The organism is Novosphingobium sp. Leaf2, assembly GCF_001421325.1.
Classification (GTDB): Bacteria; Pseudomonadota; Alphaproteobacteria; order Sphingomonadales; family Sphingomonadaceae; genus Novosphingobium.
In genome coordinates, this window is record NZ_LMJY01000012.1 from 370,901 (window position 1) to 385,835 (window position 14,935).

The 14,935-nt window shown below is 61.8% G+C and carries 21 protein-coding genes; 1 reads left to right on the top strand and 20 read right to left on the bottom strand.

Features of this window, described 5'->3' with window-relative positions; translation table 11 throughout:
- Positions 1–25 precede the first annotated feature (25 nt).
- The gene (locus ASE49_RS08415; RefSeq protein WP_056770426.1) at positions 26–643 is read left to right on the top strand and encodes a trimeric intracellular cation channel family protein; all 618 of its coding nucleotides are present in this window, start codon (positions 26–28) and stop codon (positions 641–643) included.
- A gap of 15 nt (positions 644–658) precedes the next feature.
- Here ASE49_RS08415 and ASE49_RS08420 read toward each other — a convergent pair whose 3' ends face one another.
- The 20 genes from ASE49_RS08420 to rpsQ all read right to left on the bottom strand — a co-directional run bounded on the left by ASE49_RS08420 (position 659) and on the right by rpsQ (position 14,932).
- The gene (locus ASE49_RS08420; RefSeq protein ID WP_056770430.1) at positions 659–1,126 is read right to left on the bottom strand and encodes a hypothetical protein; all 468 of its coding nucleotides are present in this window, start codon (positions 1,124–1,126) and stop codon (positions 659–661) included.
- Positions 1,127–1,202: 76 nt separating this feature from the next.
- The gene (locus ASE49_RS08425; protein ID WP_056770432.1) at positions 1,203–3,383 is read right to left on the bottom strand and encodes a prolyl oligopeptidase family serine peptidase; all 2,181 of its coding nucleotides are present in this window, start codon (positions 3,381–3,383) and stop codon (positions 1,203–1,205) included.
- Between the two features lie 162 nt (positions 3,384–3,545).
- Positions 3,546–3,968: a 50S ribosomal protein L17 gene (rplQ, locus tag ASE49_RS08430; RefSeq protein ID WP_056770435.1), complete on the bottom strand. Its 423-nt coding sequence runs from the start codon at positions 3,966–3,968 to the stop codon at positions 3,546–3,548.
- Between the two features lie 122 nt (positions 3,969–4,090).
- Entirely contained in the window at positions 4,091–5,158 is a 1,068-nt protein-coding gene (locus tag ASE49_RS08435; RefSeq protein ID WP_056770438.1) for a DNA-directed RNA polymerase subunit alpha, read from the bottom strand.
- A gap of 106 nt (positions 5,159–5,264) precedes the next feature.
- Entirely contained in the window at positions 5,265–5,654 is a 390-nt protein-coding gene (gene rpsK, locus ASE49_RS08440) for a 30S ribosomal protein S11 (RefSeq protein WP_008831163.1), read from the bottom strand.
- A 63-nt stretch (positions 5,655–5,717) separates the two neighbouring features.
- A complete protein-coding gene (gene rpsM, locus ASE49_RS08445) occupies positions 5,718–6,086 on the bottom strand; it encodes a 30S ribosomal protein S13 (protein ID WP_056770442.1) in 369 nt (122 codons plus the stop codon).
- Between the two features lie 308 nt (positions 6,087–6,394).
- On the bottom strand, positions 6,395–7,042 hold the full coding sequence (locus ASE49_RS08450; protein ID WP_056770444.1) for an adenylate kinase: 648 nt from the start codon (positions 7,040–7,042) through the stop codon (positions 6,395–6,397).
- A 62-nt stretch (positions 7,043–7,104) separates the two neighbouring features.
- Positions 7,105–8,472, bottom strand: coding sequence for a preprotein translocase subunit SecY (secY, locus tag ASE49_RS08455; RefSeq protein ID WP_056770447.1), 1,368 nt, complete (start codon positions 8,470–8,472; stop codon positions 7,105–7,107).
- A 257-nt stretch (positions 8,473–8,729) separates the two neighbouring features.
- Positions 8,730–9,209, bottom strand: a complete 480-nt coding sequence (gene rplO, locus ASE49_RS08460) for a 50S ribosomal protein L15 (protein ID WP_056770449.1) — start codon at positions 9,207–9,209, stop codon at positions 8,730–8,732.
- Between the two features lie 87 nt (positions 9,210–9,296).
- Positions 9,297–10,322, bottom strand: a complete 1,026-nt coding sequence (locus tag ASE49_RS08465; protein WP_235522893.1) for an ankyrin repeat domain-containing protein — start codon at positions 10,320–10,322, stop codon at positions 9,297–9,299.
- Positions 10,323–10,673: 351 nt separating this feature from the next.
- Positions 10,674–10,850 (bottom strand): 50S ribosomal protein L30, encoded by a 177-nt coding sequence (gene rpmD, locus ASE49_RS08470; protein ID WP_007682138.1) that lies wholly within the window; start codon positions 10,848–10,850, stop codon positions 10,674–10,676.
- A 5-nt stretch (positions 10,851–10,855) separates the two neighbouring features.
- Positions 10,856–11,596 (bottom strand): 30S ribosomal protein S5, encoded by a 741-nt coding sequence (gene rpsE / locus ASE49_RS08475; RefSeq protein ID WP_082456363.1) that lies wholly within the window; start codon positions 11,594–11,596, stop codon positions 10,856–10,858.
- Between the two features lie 2 nt (positions 11,597–11,598).
- Entirely contained in the window at positions 11,599–11,937 is a 339-nt protein-coding gene (gene rplR / locus ASE49_RS08480) for a 50S ribosomal protein L18 (protein WP_056770455.1), read from the bottom strand.
- A complete protein-coding gene (rplF, locus tag ASE49_RS08485; RefSeq protein ID WP_056770457.1) occupies positions 11,937–12,470 on the bottom strand; it encodes a 50S ribosomal protein L6 in 534 nt (177 codons plus the stop codon). The genes rplR and rplF overlap by 1 nt, the downstream gene beginning before the upstream one ends.
- The gene (gene rpsH, locus ASE49_RS08490; RefSeq protein ID WP_056770459.1) at positions 12,470–12,865 is read right to left on the bottom strand and encodes a 30S ribosomal protein S8; all 396 of its coding nucleotides are present in this window, start codon (positions 12,863–12,865) and stop codon (positions 12,470–12,472) included. Before rpsH ends, rplF begins: the two co-directional genes overlap by 1 nt.
- Positions 12,866–12,878: 13 nt before the next feature.
- Positions 12,879–13,184, bottom strand: coding sequence for a 30S ribosomal protein S14 (rpsN, locus tag ASE49_RS08495; protein WP_056770462.1), 306 nt, complete (start codon positions 13,182–13,184; stop codon positions 12,879–12,881).
- A 26-nt stretch (positions 13,185–13,210) separates the two neighbouring features.
- Entirely contained in the window at positions 13,211–13,792 is a 582-nt protein-coding gene (gene rplE / locus ASE49_RS08500) for a 50S ribosomal protein L5 (protein ID WP_056770465.1), read from the bottom strand.
- Positions 13,785–14,102, bottom strand: a complete 318-nt coding sequence (gene rplX / locus ASE49_RS08505) for a 50S ribosomal protein L24 (RefSeq protein ID WP_056770468.1) — start codon at positions 14,100–14,102, stop codon at positions 13,785–13,787. Before rplX ends, rplE begins: the two co-directional genes overlap by 8 nt.
- Positions 14,102–14,470 carry a 50S ribosomal protein L14 gene (rplN, locus tag ASE49_RS08510; protein WP_008828228.1) on the bottom strand — a complete coding sequence of 123 codons (369 nt, stop codon included), beginning with the start codon at positions 14,468–14,470 and terminating at the stop codon, positions 14,102–14,104. Before rplN ends, rplX begins: the two co-directional genes overlap by 1 nt.
- 192 nt (positions 14,471–14,662) lie before the next feature.
- Entirely contained in the window at positions 14,663–14,932 is a 270-nt protein-coding gene (rpsQ, locus tag ASE49_RS08515) for a 30S ribosomal protein S17 (protein WP_056770471.1), read from the bottom strand.
- Between the last annotated feature and the right edge of the window lie 3 nt (positions 14,933–14,935).

Genomic DNA, 14,935 nt, shown 5'->3' on the forward strand with positions numbered 1-14,935 from the left:
GCGGCTCGCGCTTTACGCCCGGCCCATGCAGCCTGCCATTCCCGCCCTGCCCCCCGCGCTGGACCTGTTCGGCATCGCGGTGTTCGCCCTTACCGGCGCACTTGCGGCGGCGCGGCTGCGACAGACATTCGTTACGGTTGCATTTTTCTCGCTCGTTACCGGGGTCGGCGGCGGCTCCTTGCGCGATCTGCTGATCGGTGCGCCGGTATTCTGGATCCGCGACCCCTTCGTAGCCCCGGCGTGCTTGGCTGTCGCGTTGGTGGCGTGGTTCACCCCGGTGCGCTGGTGGCAGGGACGGCTGTTGGAGTGGGCGGATGCGCTGGGTCTGGCGGTCTATTCGGTATTCGGCACCATCAAGGCGCTATCCTGGGGCGTGCCGGTAGTGGCAGCGATCCTGATGGGCGTCGTGACCGGATGCAGCGGCGGGATCATCCGTGACGTACTCGCCGGCCGCCCTTCGATCCTTATGCGGCCGGAATTGTATGTTACCGCCGCAGCGCTGGCGGCGGGTCTTGCTGGCGCCGGTATCGCCCTTGGGCTGTCCGCCGGGGTGACATGGGCCATCGCGGTAGCCGCCGGCTTTAGCCTTCGGGGCGCGGCGATTCACTGGTCCCTTGCGCTACCAGCGCACGAGGGTGACTAACCCGAAACGGAAGGCTCAGCCGATGCCCTGCCCGTCAACGGCAACGGAGCGAATCTGCCCGGTGTCGTCCACACTGCAGGCATAAGGGCGCCCATCGGCCAGCTTGCCTTCGACGGTAAAACGCTGGCCCATGCGGCGCGCATTCTGAACCGAATCGAGTGTCTTGCCCGTGCGGCTCAGTTCCGACGCGCACACGTCTACGGCGCCGCCAATGCTGCCATACGCCGCGCTATCATCACGCTGATCGCCCTGCGGCGCACTGTCAGTTTCTGACATCTGTGCATCGGGGTTGCGGGGATCGCTTACCTCCGGGCCACCGGGATATTCCGACTGACCCTCGCTTGAGCTGGCCTGCTCCGGGCCTTCGTCCTGCCAGGCCGCGCTATCTTCGCTTACGGTCTGGGCGATCGCGGCGGTGCCGGTGCTCACCAGCAAACCGCCCGCCGCGACTAAAACACTGAAACGCAGAGCAGAAATCTTCATGGGCCAAACCTTTCGCGGATGAACGCCGCTATCTCAATGCGTTAACCGGCAAAGGCTTTCGTGCAAATTAACCGCCTCAGGGGGACCCAACCGCCAGTTGCCCTCCCGCCGTCTCCCCTGGCACCTTCAGTCCGGTCCATTGCGCCACGAATGCCAGGATATCGGCCCCTTCCTCAATCGCCTTGTCGGTCGGCTTGCCAGACCCGTGCCCCGCCCGGGTTTCAATGCGGATCAACCGCGGCTTGTCCCCCAGATGCGCATGCTGCAGCGCGGCGGCGTACTTGAACGAGTGCCCGGGCACCACCCTGTCGTCCGTGTCCGCCGTCGTCACCAGGATCGCCGGATAGGGCACGCCATCGCGGATGTTGTGATACGGCGAGTAGGCGCGCAGCACCTTGAAGTCCGCTTCCCGATCGGGATGGCCGTAATCGTCCACCCAATAGCGGCCGGCAGTGAAGCGATCGAAGCGCAGCATGTCCATCACCCCGACCTGGGCCACCGCCGCTGCGAACAGGTCCGGTCGCTGATTGACTACCGCGCCGACCAGCAGGCCGCCGTTCGAGCCACCCTGGATCGCTAATCCGTCTTTCCGGGCGATCCCCTGAGCAATCAGAAACTCTCCGGCAGCTATGAAGTCATCGAACACGTTCTGCTTGTTCGGTCCACGCCCGGCATCGTGCCATGCCCGGCCATATTCACCGCCGCCGCGCAGGTTGGCCATCGCAAATGCGCCACCGGCCTCCAGCCACGCCATCCGCGTGGCCGAGAAGCCCGGGGTGAGCGAAACATCGAAACCGCCATACCCGTACAACAGCGTCGGCACCGGCTTGCCGGCTGCCACCACCGCCCGGCTACGCACAATGAACATCGGCACGCGAGTGCCATCCTTCGAAGCGAAAAACCGCTGCTCCACCACGTAGGCCTCTGGATCGTAGCACATGCGCGGGGTCGCGAACGGTGTGGTCTGGCCGGTCTCGATATCGAGACGGAAGATGGACGCCGGGCAATTGAAGCTGGTGAATGCATAGAAGGTCTCCGGATCGCCCGGTCGCCCCCGAAAGCCTGACGCCGTGCCGATGCCGTTAAGGCTCAAAGTGCGCCCCTTACCGCCATCCAGCCCCAGAATCTCGGCATGGCTCGCCGCGTTGCGCATGTAGTTGAGGACGAGCTGGTCACCCACGATCCCGGCGCGCTCAAGAATATCATCACGCTGCGCCACCACTTCACGCCATTGCGGCGTGCGCGAATCGAGATCGATGGAGACAAGCCGATAACGCGGCGCGTTCCAGTTGGTGACATACCAGAGCCTACGCCCGGCCCCTTCCACCAGCTTCCAGTCATCGGTAAAGCCTGTGACCAGCGGCACCGAGACCCATCCGTTGCGCTTGCGATGCGCCAGATCAATTACGCGCACTTCGTATCGGGCATCCGTTCCGACATGGGTGGTGATCAGGGCCAGTCGGCCATCGTGGGTAACGTCCACCGCATGGCCATAGGTAGGATGATCCGGCGTCGCATAGACCAGTTCGTCGCGGTCCTGCGCCGTACCGAGTCGATGGAAATAGATCGCCTGATTGTAGTTGCGCGACTGGAACGCCGCGCCTTCGACGGGCTGCGGGAAGCGCGAATACAGGAACCCCTCGTCACCTACCCACGCCAAAGCGGTGAACTTCGCCCAGCGGATTTCGTCGGGCAGCATCGCACCGGTTCTGACGTCGAGCACACGCAAAATGCGCCAGTCGGTGCCGCCGTCCTGTACGCTGTATAGCAGGTGACGTCCGCCCGGCGACGGTTCCCAAGCGTCCAACGCCGTGGCACCATCGCTGGCCCACATGTTGGGGTCCAGCAGAAGGCGCGGCACACCATCCAGCTGCGTTCGCACAAACAATTGCGCCTGATTCTGCAAGCCGGTGTTGCGGGTGTAGAAATACGATTTGCCAGCTTTTACCGGCATGCCAAAGCGCTCATAGTCCATGAAGGCCTTGATACGTCGCGCAAAGTGCTGGCGCTCGGGCAATTGGGCCAGGTACTGCCGGGTAACCGTATTTTCACGTTTCACCCAATCGGCAACGTCTGGCGCCGTGCGCACATCTGCCTCAAGCCAGCGATAGGGATCGGCGATCGTCTCGCCGAAGTGCGTCTCTGCCACGCTGTCGCGGCGGGTTTGGGGATATACGATGTCAGCCATAGGTTGCGCACAGATGGGACCGCCCGCGGCCAGCAGCAAGGCCCCGATAAGCGCCTGCAGGCGATACATTTTCCCAATCCTCTCCCGGCTTTGCGCCGCCAATGTTTTTTAGCACATCGCACGCGGGGAAAGTATAGGCCGCAATCGCGCACCGGTGATCAAAACGAAAAACGGCCGCGAACCGAGAGGATCGCGACCGCTTGTCAATACTGCAGGATAGCCTTGACCGGATCAGGCCTCAGCATATTCCTCAGCGTCTTCGTTGACCGGACCCGAGTCCAAGCCCTTGGCGTCGACGTCGCGGTCAACCAGTTCGATGATCGCGATCGGCGCGGCGTCCGAGGCACGGATACCGGCCTTGATGATGCGGGTATAGCCACCGTCGCGGCCAGCATAACGCTCGGCCAGCACTTCGAACAGCTTGGCTTCCTGCGCTTCATCAAGGATGCGCGCATGGGCCAGGCGGCGGTTCGACAGGCCACCATGCTTTGCCAGCGTGATAAGCTTTTCGACGTAAGGACGCAGTTCCTTCGCCTTGGGCGTGGTGGTCTTGATCTGCTCATGCTTGATGAGCGCTGCGGCCATGTTGCGCAGCAGCGCCGCGCGGTGGCCGGACTTGCGCTGCAGCTTGCGGCCGCCCATTTTATGACGCATTTTCAATACTCCGTTCGTACAGGGGCCGTATCAGGTACCCCGATCCAGGCAGTCGCTTAAAGGGGAACTGCCGATCCCTGATGTGCATAATCCCGGCCGTTAAGCCGGGATCAGCATCGTAGTTAACCGAGCAGTTCCTGCTCAAGCTTCTTGGCCATTTCCTCGATATTCTCGGGCGGCCAGCCCGGGATGTCCATGCCAAGGCGCAGACCCATCGAAGACAGCACTTCCTTGATCTCGTTGAGCGACTTGCGACCGAAGTTCGGTGTACGCAGCATCTCGGCCTCAGTCTTCTGGACCAGATCGCCGATGTAGATAATGTTGTCGTTCTTGAGGCAGTTCGCGGAACGTACCGACAATTCCAGCTCGTCCACCTTCTTGAGAAGGTAGCGGTTGAGCTGGTTGGTATCGCTTTCTTCCGAAGACGACGAGCCGCTGGCCGCCATGCCTATCATCGGCGACTGGCCAACCGGAGCGATGTCTTCGAAGTGCACGAACAGCGCCAGCTGGTCCTGAAGGATCCGTGCGGCATAGGCAACGGCGTCTTCGGGGCTGACAGTGCCGTCCGTCTCGACCGTGAGGCTCAACTTGTCGAAGTCGAGCTCCTGGCCGATACGTGCGTTCTCAACCTTGTAGCTGACTTGCCGCACCGGCGAATACAACGAGTCTACAGGGATCAGGCCGATCGGTGCGTCAACTGGACGGTTAGCTACCGCGGGAACATAACCCTTGCCGCTATCTGCGGTCAGTTCCATGTTCAGCGTCGCACCCTCGTCAAGGTTGCAGATCACCAGGTCCTTGTTCATGACCTCGATATCGCCGGTAACGACGATATCGCCCGCCTTCACCGCAGTGGGGCCAGTGGCAGAGAGCTGGAGGCGCTTGGGGCCATCGCCCTGCATGCGCAACGCAATCTGTTTCACGTTCAGCACGATGTCCGTGACGTCTTCACGAACGCCGGCGAGCGACGAGAATTCGTGGAGCACGTTCTCGATCTTGATCGAAGTAATCGCCGCACCCTGCAGCGACGACAGCAGCACGCGGCGCAGCGCATTGCCGAGCGTCAGGCCAAAGCCGCGCTCTAGAGGTTCGGCGACAAACGTCGCCTTCAGCTTGGGGTCTGGTCCCGGCTTGATCTCAAGGCTGTTGGGCTTCTTGAGTTCCTGCCAGTTCTTGATGTTGACAGTCATGGACTTCCCCTGGGAGTGATGGCGGTTGCGCCCCGAAGCCTGGTGGAAAGGCACGGGGACGTTCCGAGGACGGACGACGACCGGTTCGCCGTCCGCTTAAGCGCGATCAGACGCGGCGGCGCTTGGACGGGCGCACGCCATTGTGCGGGATCGGCGTAACGTCCCGGATCGAGGTGATGGTGAAGCCCACGGCAGCCAAGGCGCGCAGCGCGCTCTCACGGCCCGAACCCGGACCCTTGACCTCGACTTCGAGGGTGCGCACGCCGTGCTCGGCGGCCTTCTTGCCGGCATCGTCCGCAGCCACCTGAGCGGCATACGGGGTCGACTTGCGGCTGCCCTTGAAGCCCATCATACCGGCCGAGGACCAGCTGATCGCATTGCCCTGGGCGTCGGTGATGGTCACCATGGTGTTGTTGAAGCTGGCATTCACGTGCGCGATGCCGCTTGTGATATTCTTGCGCTCGCGGCGCTTAATGCGCTGTGGTTCGCGTGCCATGATCGTAAATCCTGTCGATAAATCGCTGAGGGAAACCCGAGGCCCGAGACAGGCCCGTCGGGCTTACTTCTTCTTGCCGGCGATAGCCTTGGCCTTACCCTTGCGGGTGCGCGCATTGGTGTGCGTGCGCTGGCCGCGGACCGGAAGGCCCTTGCGATGACGCAGGCCGCGATAGCAGGCCAGATCCATCAGGCGCTTGATGTTCATTGCGGTTTCACGACGAAGATCGCCTTCGACCGTCAGGTCGGCATCGATCGTTTCGCGGATTTGCAGAACTTCAGCGTCGGACAAGTCCTGCACGCGGCGGGCATGGTCGATGCCGAGCTTGTCGGCGATTTCGAGCGCCTTAGTACGACCAATGCCATGAATATAGGTGAGCGCGATAATCACGCGCTTGTTGGTGGGGATGTTTACCCCGGCAATACGAGCCACTTTAAATCTCCAGCTCCACAGGGGCTTTTCAGCAAACCCCCATCTCAACGCGAACACCCGAACGCAGCAAACAAAAAATATCCGGGTCGGCACGAATTCGCGGGTGTTAAAGACACGCGATCTTGGCCTTCCGGACTAGCGTTGCTGTCGAGTGAGGGAGCCGATTAGAATGATTCGCGCACGAAGTCAACCGGTGCAGCAACTTGTATTGCAGCGTGGCAGTCAGCCAGCGCGCCCGTTGCAAAAGTCATACCGCAAAACATCAGCGCAGTCAAAATACACCGTCGCGACCGTATGCCAGCGCCAGGTCAACGCGCCAGCACCGCCTCGATAGCCGCGGTGACCGCGTCCATATCCGCCATGCCATCCACGCGCGCAACGATGCCCCGCGCTTCGTAGATCGGAAGGATCGGCGCGGTCTTGGCGCGATATTCGGCCATGCGGGTACGCACCGTATTGGCGTTGTCGTCCGGGCGGCGCTTGAATTCGTGCCCCCCGCACTTGTCGCATGTACCATCGACCCGCGGCCGCTCGAACACGTCGTGATAGCCCTTCCCGCACGCGGCGCAGGTGAAGCGACCGGTGATACGCTCAACCAGGGCGTCTTCGTTGACGTCCAGTTCGATGACGTGATCCAGAGTGCGCCCGCGCGCTTCGAGAATAACGTCGAGCGAGTGCGCCTGCGACGCCGTGCGAGGATAACCATCAAAGATCGCACCCGAGCCGGGCGCCATCGCATCGAGCTCATCGCCAATCAGCGCGGACACGAGGTCGTCGGATACGAGTTCACCCCGTGCCATTACTGACTTGGCTTCAAGGCCTGTCGGCGTCCCGGCGCTGACTGCAGCGCGCAGCATATCCCCTGTCGAAAGCTGGCGCATGCCGTGCTTCTCTACGAGCCGCTGCGCCTGGGTGCCCTTGCCCGCCCCCGGCGGGCCCAGAAGGATGATATTCACGCCGCAATCCCCTCAGTTTATCCGTATTGCCCTGCCCGGCTGCCCTGACGATCGTCAGGCGTTCAGCGCAGGCGGCCCTTGAGTTTCGCCTTCTTGATCAGATCGCCATACTGGTGTGCAAGCAGGTGCGACTGGATCTGCGTGATCGTATCCACCGTGACGTTCACGACGATCAGGAGGCTGGTGCCGCCCATGAACAGCAGCGGCAAACCCGTCATGGACAGGAAATACTCAGGCACCGTACATACGATCGTCAAGTATATCGCGCCGATCACAGTGATGCGCGTCAGCACGTAATCCAGGTACGTGGCGGTATTCTTGCCGGGACGGATGCCGGGAATGAACCCGCCATTCTTCTTGAGGTTTTCCGAAGTCTCCTCCGGATTGAAAACCACGGCGGTGTAGAAAAAGCAAAAGAACACGATGCCGGCCGCATACAGCAGCATGTAAAGCGGCTTGCCGTGACCCAGATACTGGTTGAGCGTGACGACGACTTTACCCATCGTCGATTCCGGACTCAGCGATTTGCCGGCGAACTGGGTGATGGTCAGCGGCAACAACAGCAGAGAGCTGGCGAAAATCGGCGGAATGACGCCAGCGGTGTTAACCTTGAGCGGCAAATGGCTGCGATCCGCCTGCATCATCCCGCGCTGGGTGGCGCGCTTGGGATACTGGATCAGCAAACGCCGGGTCGCGCGCTCCATGAAGCAGATCATCAGGATCATGGCCACCAGCAGGGCGATGAGCGCAATGATCAGGATCGAGCCGGTATCACCGGCGGAATAGGCCTGCCCCACGTTGCTGGCGAACGTAGGCATCTGGGCCACGATACCGGCCATGATGATCAGCGACACGCCATTGCCGATCCCGCGTGAGGTGATCTGTTCGCCCAGCCACAGCAGAAACATGGTCCCGCCCACGAGGCTGATAACCGCGCCGATCCGGAAAACCATCCCAGGATCGACTACCGCTGGCAGGCCGCTGGAAGCGCCATACGCTTCAAGGCTGACGGCCAGAAACCAGCCTTGCAATGCGCAAAGGCCTACCGTGCCGTAGCGCGTATACTGGTTGAGCTTCTTGCGCCCCGCCTCACCTTCCTTCTTCAGCGCAATCAGCGCGGGATGGAGCGAGGCCGACAACTGCACCACTATGGAAGCCGTGATATAGGGCATCACGCCAAGTGCGATCAGGCTCATGCGCGAAAGCGAACCGCCCGAGAACGTGTTGAACAAGTCAAGAATGCCGCCCTGAGTCTTGCTGTACAGCTTTTCGAGGATCAGCGGATTGACGCCGGGCAATGGCACGAAGCTGAGGAAACGGAACACGATGAGCGCGCCGACAGTGAACCAAATACGGTTCTTCAGCTCGGTTGCCTTGGAGAAATTTGCCAGGCTGAGCGTGCTGGCGATATTATCGGCGCGAGAAGCCATGACGTTCAGGTAGCCTCGAATGGTCTGATAGGATTCGCCCTTAGCGGCTACGGCCTGCCTTGTCGAACCCTGGAAGGAAACTCGCCATATAGCCATTCGCACCAAGACGGAAAGGGCTGTATGGCTCGAAAGGCGCAACGTGTATCATCCGCGCATCGAAAAGACGCTGTGAGCGCCGCGCGGCATAGCAAAACAGGGCGAAGCGCCGAAGCGCCCGCCCTGTCCTGTTGTGGCTTGTTTGACAAACCGCCGGAAGATCAGGCCGCAGCCTCTTCCTTGGCGGGGAGGATCACCGAACCGCCCGCCTTTTCAACTGCGGCAACTGCGCTGGCCGAAGCGCCCGTGACATTGAAGGTCACCTTGTCGGTGAGTTCGCCCTTAGCCAGAAGACGCACGCCGTCCTTGCCGCCGCGAGCAAGACCGGCGGCCTTGAGCGCTGCGTGATCGACGACGCCCGAAGTGTCCAGCTTGCCGGCCTCGATAGCCTTCTGGACGAGGCCCAGGTTTACTTCGGCATAGTCCTTGGCGAACTTCTTGTTCGAAAAGCCGCGCTTCGGAATACGCATGTGAAGCGGCATCTGGCCGCCTTCGAACCCGGCGATCGAAACGCCCGAACGTGCCTTGGCGCCCTTTTGGCCACGGCCTGCGGTCTTGCCCTTGCCCGAGCCGATGCCACGGCCCACGCGCATGCGGCGGTGGCGGGCTCCGGCGTTATCGCGGATGTCATTCAGTTTCATGTCGTGCACTCGCTTTCGCTTTGATTCGCGCTTGATGGAAGGCGGGCGCTTAGAGCATGACCCACGTGTTGTCACGCCCCGATATGATCAGGTCCCGCCGCCGAACCCGACCATCAGGCGTGCACTTTCCGGGACGCGGGTTCCAAAGGCATCGCGCGCCGGTGCCCAGTGGACAATCTCCATCGCCAGGCCGCACAGTTCCTTGTCAAACGCCGGCACGCCCGACGCGGGGTCCATCGTGCATTGGGTCGTCTGCCCTTGCTCGTCGACACTAAAGTTAAGGTCATGACGGGCAAACGGTATCTTGCGCAACGGCGTTTCGTAGCGCTCCTTTAACTCGGTCAGGGCATGGTTGAATTCGATCAGGCTGGCATCGTCCCAACGCGGCTTCTGGCGCAGGCTCGCGAACTGTTCCTCGGTAACTAGCGGCCGCATCCGCCGAATCACCGCATACCAGCGCATGATACGAGCGATCTGCAGTGGTGATTGACGGTCGATCGTGGTCTGGCAGGTCGCGCCCGTCGGGTTGGCCTTGGCGCGCAGCAGCGCCTCCGCTGCGGGCCAACGGTGATATGCGACCGCCCAGGCCAACGGCGTGAGGCCGAACATGTCCGTCCGATCCAGAGCAGCCGGGTCGCGTTCAAGCAATATTCGAATGTCGGTAACCGAGCCGCGCCGCGCCGCAGCGCCAAGCCCGTAGCTCATCCTCGCTTCGCCCAGCTCGGCAAACCCGTAAGGCTGCACCACGCCGGCATCGGGATTGTCGGATAGCACCGGCTTTGGCCCCGCCTTGTCCGAGGCGCGACATACATCTGCGTAGGGAAAGCGCGGATCTGCCATCAACACCGCGTTATAACGCCGTCCAAAGCCCACGATCTTGTCGTCCGGCGCCTTGTCGTCTCCGGAAACCTGGTCTTCGGGAACGAACGCAATGGCGCGCGTCATCCATGGCGACAACCCACCCAGCACGCGACATTCCACGCCGTAGGGGGCGGTCGTCATGCCATTCGGCGTCGTTGCTGCAGCAAGACGGAAATCGCCGGCATCAAGCGCCTTGTGAGCTTCCTCAATGGCGTTAGCACTTCCGCTTCTCAGCGCTTTGGTCAGCGCCACATCGCTCGTGCGTATCCGCTTGAGAAATCCCTTGTCCGCCCGTTCGTCTCCGCATTGCGTGATCGATGCCCCGTCCACACCGACATTGGGACCAGCCTCGCGCGATCCGCATGCCGACACGCAAAGCAACATCAACCCCAAAAACCCGGCTGCCAGACAGCCCCTGCCAATCACCGACCCACTCCCACGAAAACTCACAAAAGCTCCCCTACCAGCAGAGCAACAATCAGGGTGCGCATAGCATAGGCGGGCGCGTTGCAAAGGCCTGCACCACCGCATTCGCCCAAACGAAAAGCCCCGACGTCTCCGCCGGGGCTTTATCGTTAGTCGCAAGCCTCAACCCGTAAGGGTTCAGTCAACGATCTTCACCATGTGCGGCAGCTTTGCGATCGCACCCAGGACTTCCGGGGTGTCTTCACGCTCTACGACACGGTGCATCTTGCCCAGACCAAGACCGATGAGGATCTTCTTCTGGCTTTCCGGGCGACGGATCGGCGAACCGATCTGCTTGATCTTGATCTTCGCCATGCTGCTTACTCCACGATGGCTTCGGCAGCGGCCTCAGCCTCTACCTCGGTGACACCGCCGCTACGGCCCAGAAGGTCAGCGACCTTCTTGCCGCGACGCTGGGCAACCGACTTCGGCGAAGTCTGGTCAGACAGCGCGTCGAAGGTGGCACGGATCATGTTGTACGGGTTCGATGTGCCCACCGACTTGGTGACGACGTCATGAACGCCAAGGCTTTCGAACACGGCGCGCATCGGACCACCGGCGATGATGCCGGTCCCTGCCGGGGCGGTACGCACGTTCACCTTGCCGGCGCCGAAGTGGCCCTTGCCGTCGTGGTGCAGTGTGCGACCCTCCTTGAGAGCAACGCGGATCATCTTCTTCTTGGCAGAAGCGGTGGCCTTGGTGATGGCCTCAGGCACTTCGCGTGCCTTCGAGTGACCGAAGCCAACGCGACCCTTGCCGTCGCCCACGACGACCAGCGCCGCAAAGCCGAAGCGCTTGCCGCCCTTCACCGTCTTGGACACGCGGTTGATGTGGACCAGCTTCTCGATCAGCTCTTCGCCCTGATCCTCGTCGCGGCCACCGCCACGGCGATCATCACGGCGACCTCCGCGATTGCCGCCACGGTCGTTTCCACCGCGATCGTTACCGCCGCCACGACCACGCCCACCACGACCACGACCGCCTTCGCGGCCGCCATCCTGGGGTGCACCCTGGGGAGCTTCAGCCGCTACGGACTGCTCGTTGTTGATTTCGTCAGCCATGATCAGAACTCCAGCCCGCCTTCACGGGCGGCTTCGGCCAGCGCCTTGACGCGACCGTGGTACAGGAAGCCCCCGCGGTCGAAAACGACCGAGGTGATGCCCGCCTGCTTGGCGGCCTCAGCAAGTTCCTTGCCTACGCGGGTTGCGGCGTCGAGGTCGGTGCCCTTGGCGCCCAGCGTGTTGGCCGCGGCGACAGTGTGGCCCTGCGCATCATCGATGATCTGCGCATAGATATGCCGACCAGTACGATGCACCGAAAGACGAGGACGACCGCCCGAACGGGCCTTGAGGGCGGTACGAACACGACGGGCGCGCCGTGCGAAGAGAGACAGCTTTGCCATTACTTCTTCTTCCCTTCCTTGCGGAAGACGAACTCACCGCGATAACGGATGCCCTTGCCCTTGTAAGGCTCGGGCTTGCGCCAGCGGCGAATCTCGGCCGCAAGCTGGCCGATCTTCTGCTTGTCGATACCGGAGATCTCGACGGTGGTGTTGTCCGGAGTCTTCACGTCGATGCCTTCAGGCACCGCAATGTCGACGTCGTGCGAGTAGCCCAGCTGCAGCTTCAGGGTCTTGCCCTGCGAAGCGGCACGGTAGCCGACGCCCTTGATTTCCAGAACCTTGGTGAAGCCGTTGGTCACGCCTTCGATCAGGTTCGCCACCAAAGTACGCTGCAGGCCCCAGTGGCTGCGCGACGCCTTGGTGTTGCCCACGGGCTGCACCGCGATAGTGTCGCCCTCAAGCGAAGTTTGCACCAAGTCGGACAGACCCAAGGTGAGCGTGCCCTTCGGCCCCTTCACCGACAGGACGCCCTTGTCGATCGCCGCCGTGACCCCGCTGGGGATCGCGACCGGCTTTTTGCCGATGCGGCTCATTAGAACACCTCCGCCAGCACTTCGCCGCCGACGTTCTGGTTGCGTGCTTCGGCGTCCGAGAGCACGCCACGCGGCGTCGAGACGATGGTGATGCCAAGGCCGTTGCGCACGATCGGCAGCTCCTTGGAACCCGAATAGACGCGGCGGCCAGGCTTAGAGACACGGGCGATATGCTTGATCGCCGGTTCGCCTTCGAAATACTTCAACTCGATGCGCAGTTGCGGGTGAGCGCCGGTTGCATCGTCGGAGTAGCCACGGATGTAGCCCTCGCGCTGAAGCACTTCGAGCACGCGGGCGCGAAGCTTGGAGGCCGGCGACAGGACAGAGTCCTTCTTTGCCTGCTGGCCGTTGCGAATGCGGGTGAGCATGTCACCCAAGGGATCGGTCAATGCCATTTTGGATTAATCCTTACCAGCTCGACTTGACCAGACCGGGGATCATGCCCTTGTTGCCAAGGTTCCTGATCTCGATACGGTTGATCCCGAACTTGCGGTAGTAGCCACGCGGACGACCGGTCGTGGCGCAACGGTTACGGACCCGCGTCGGGTTCGCGTTGCGCGGGATCTCGGCCAGCTTGAGACGGGCGATGAGACGCTCGGTTTCATCGAGCGACTGGTCATCGGCAATCGCCTTCAAGGCTGCGTACTTGCCTGCGTACTTCTTGACGAGCTTCTTGCGACGCTCATTCTTGTTCACGGAACTCAGTTTCGCCATGGACTTAAGCTCTCTTCTTCAGCGGCTCACGCCGCTTCCTGCTGTTCCGACTCTTCAGCCGGGAACGGGAAACCGAACAGGCGCAGCAGCTCGCGCGCTTCCTCGTCGGTGTTCGCGGTGGTAGTGACGATGATGTCCATGCCACGTACCTTGTCGATCTTGTCGTAGCTGACCTCTGGGAAGATGATCTGCTCCTTGAGACCCATCGCGTAGTTACCGCGACCGTCGAACGACTTGGGGTTCAGGCCACGAAAGTCGCGAATACGGGGCATCGCAACCGTCACCAGACGATCGAGAAACTCGTACATACGCTCGCGGCGCAGCGTCACCTTGCAACCGATCGGCATGCCTTCGCGCAGCTTGAACTGAGCGATCGACTTGCGGGCCTTGGTGATCACAGGCTTCTGGCCAGCGATCGCTTCCATTTCGGCTGCGGCGGTCTGGACCTTCTTCTTGTCCTGGCTGGCTTCGCCCACGCCCATGTTGAGCGTGATCTTTTCGATCCGGGGCACCTGCATCGCGTTCTCGTAACCGAACTTCTCGGTCATCGCCTTGGCGATTTCAGCGTCGTACTTCGTGCGCAGACGCGGCGTGTACTGCTCAGCCATCGATAGTCTCCCCGGACTTGACGGCCACGCGGACCTTCTTTCCGTCCTTGGTTTCGAAGCGGACGCGGGTGGGCTTGCCATCCTTGTCGGCAACCGCGACCTTGCTGATCGCCATAGCCGCCGGCGTGCGATCGATGCCGCCCTGCGGGTTGGCCTGGGTCGGCTTGCGATGCTTGGTCGCGACGTTCACGCCTTCGACCACGATCTTGCCGTCCTTCGGAAGGACCTGGAGCACGGTTCCGGTGCGACCCTTGTCCTTGCCGGACAAAACCACGACCGAGTCACCCTTCTTGATCTTTGCCGAAGCCATCACAGCACCTCCGGCGCGAGCGAAATGATCTTCATGAACCCGCGGCCGCGCAGTTCGCGCACCACGGGGCCAAAGATACGGGTGCCGATGGGCTCTTCGTTCTTGTTGATCAGCACGGCAGCATTGCTGTCGAAACGGATCACGCTGCCGTCCGTGCGGCGCACGTCCTTGCGGGTGCGCACGATGACGGCGCGGTGAACGTCGCCCTTCTTGACACGCGCGCGGGGCTGCGCTTCCTTGATCGACACCACGATGATGTCGCCGACGCCTGCGAAACGACGCTTCGAGCCACCCAGTACCTTGATGCACTGGACGCGCTTGGCGCCGCTGTTGTCCGCGACGTCGAGATTGGATTGCATCTGGATCATCGATCCGGGTCCTTCTCAACTGGCTTGCCGGAACCAGTCCGGCAGTTCCTAAAAATACAGGCCCACGAAGGGGCCCGAGTCGCCCGCGACGGGCGAAGGCGGCCCTTTGCCGCATTCACCCGTTCAGGTCAACTCTCGTCGGGTCGGCGATGGTCGGGAGCATGCCTCCGAACCATAACGTCACCGAAGGTCTCAGACCTCGGCTTCGAGCGCCGTACCCTTGCTCGCCTGAAGACGATCAAGAACCTTCCAGCTCTTGGTCTTCGAATAAGGCGCCGTCTCCTCGATCCGGACGCGCTCGCCGGTCTTGAAGGCATTGTCCTCGTCGTGGGCGTGGTACTTCTTCGAGCGACGGATGATCTTCCCATATAGCGGGTGCTTCACCTTGCGCTCGACCAGCACGGTAACGGTCTTGTCCGTCTTGTCGGAGACGATCGTCCCGCTCAGAATACGCTTGGGCATCGT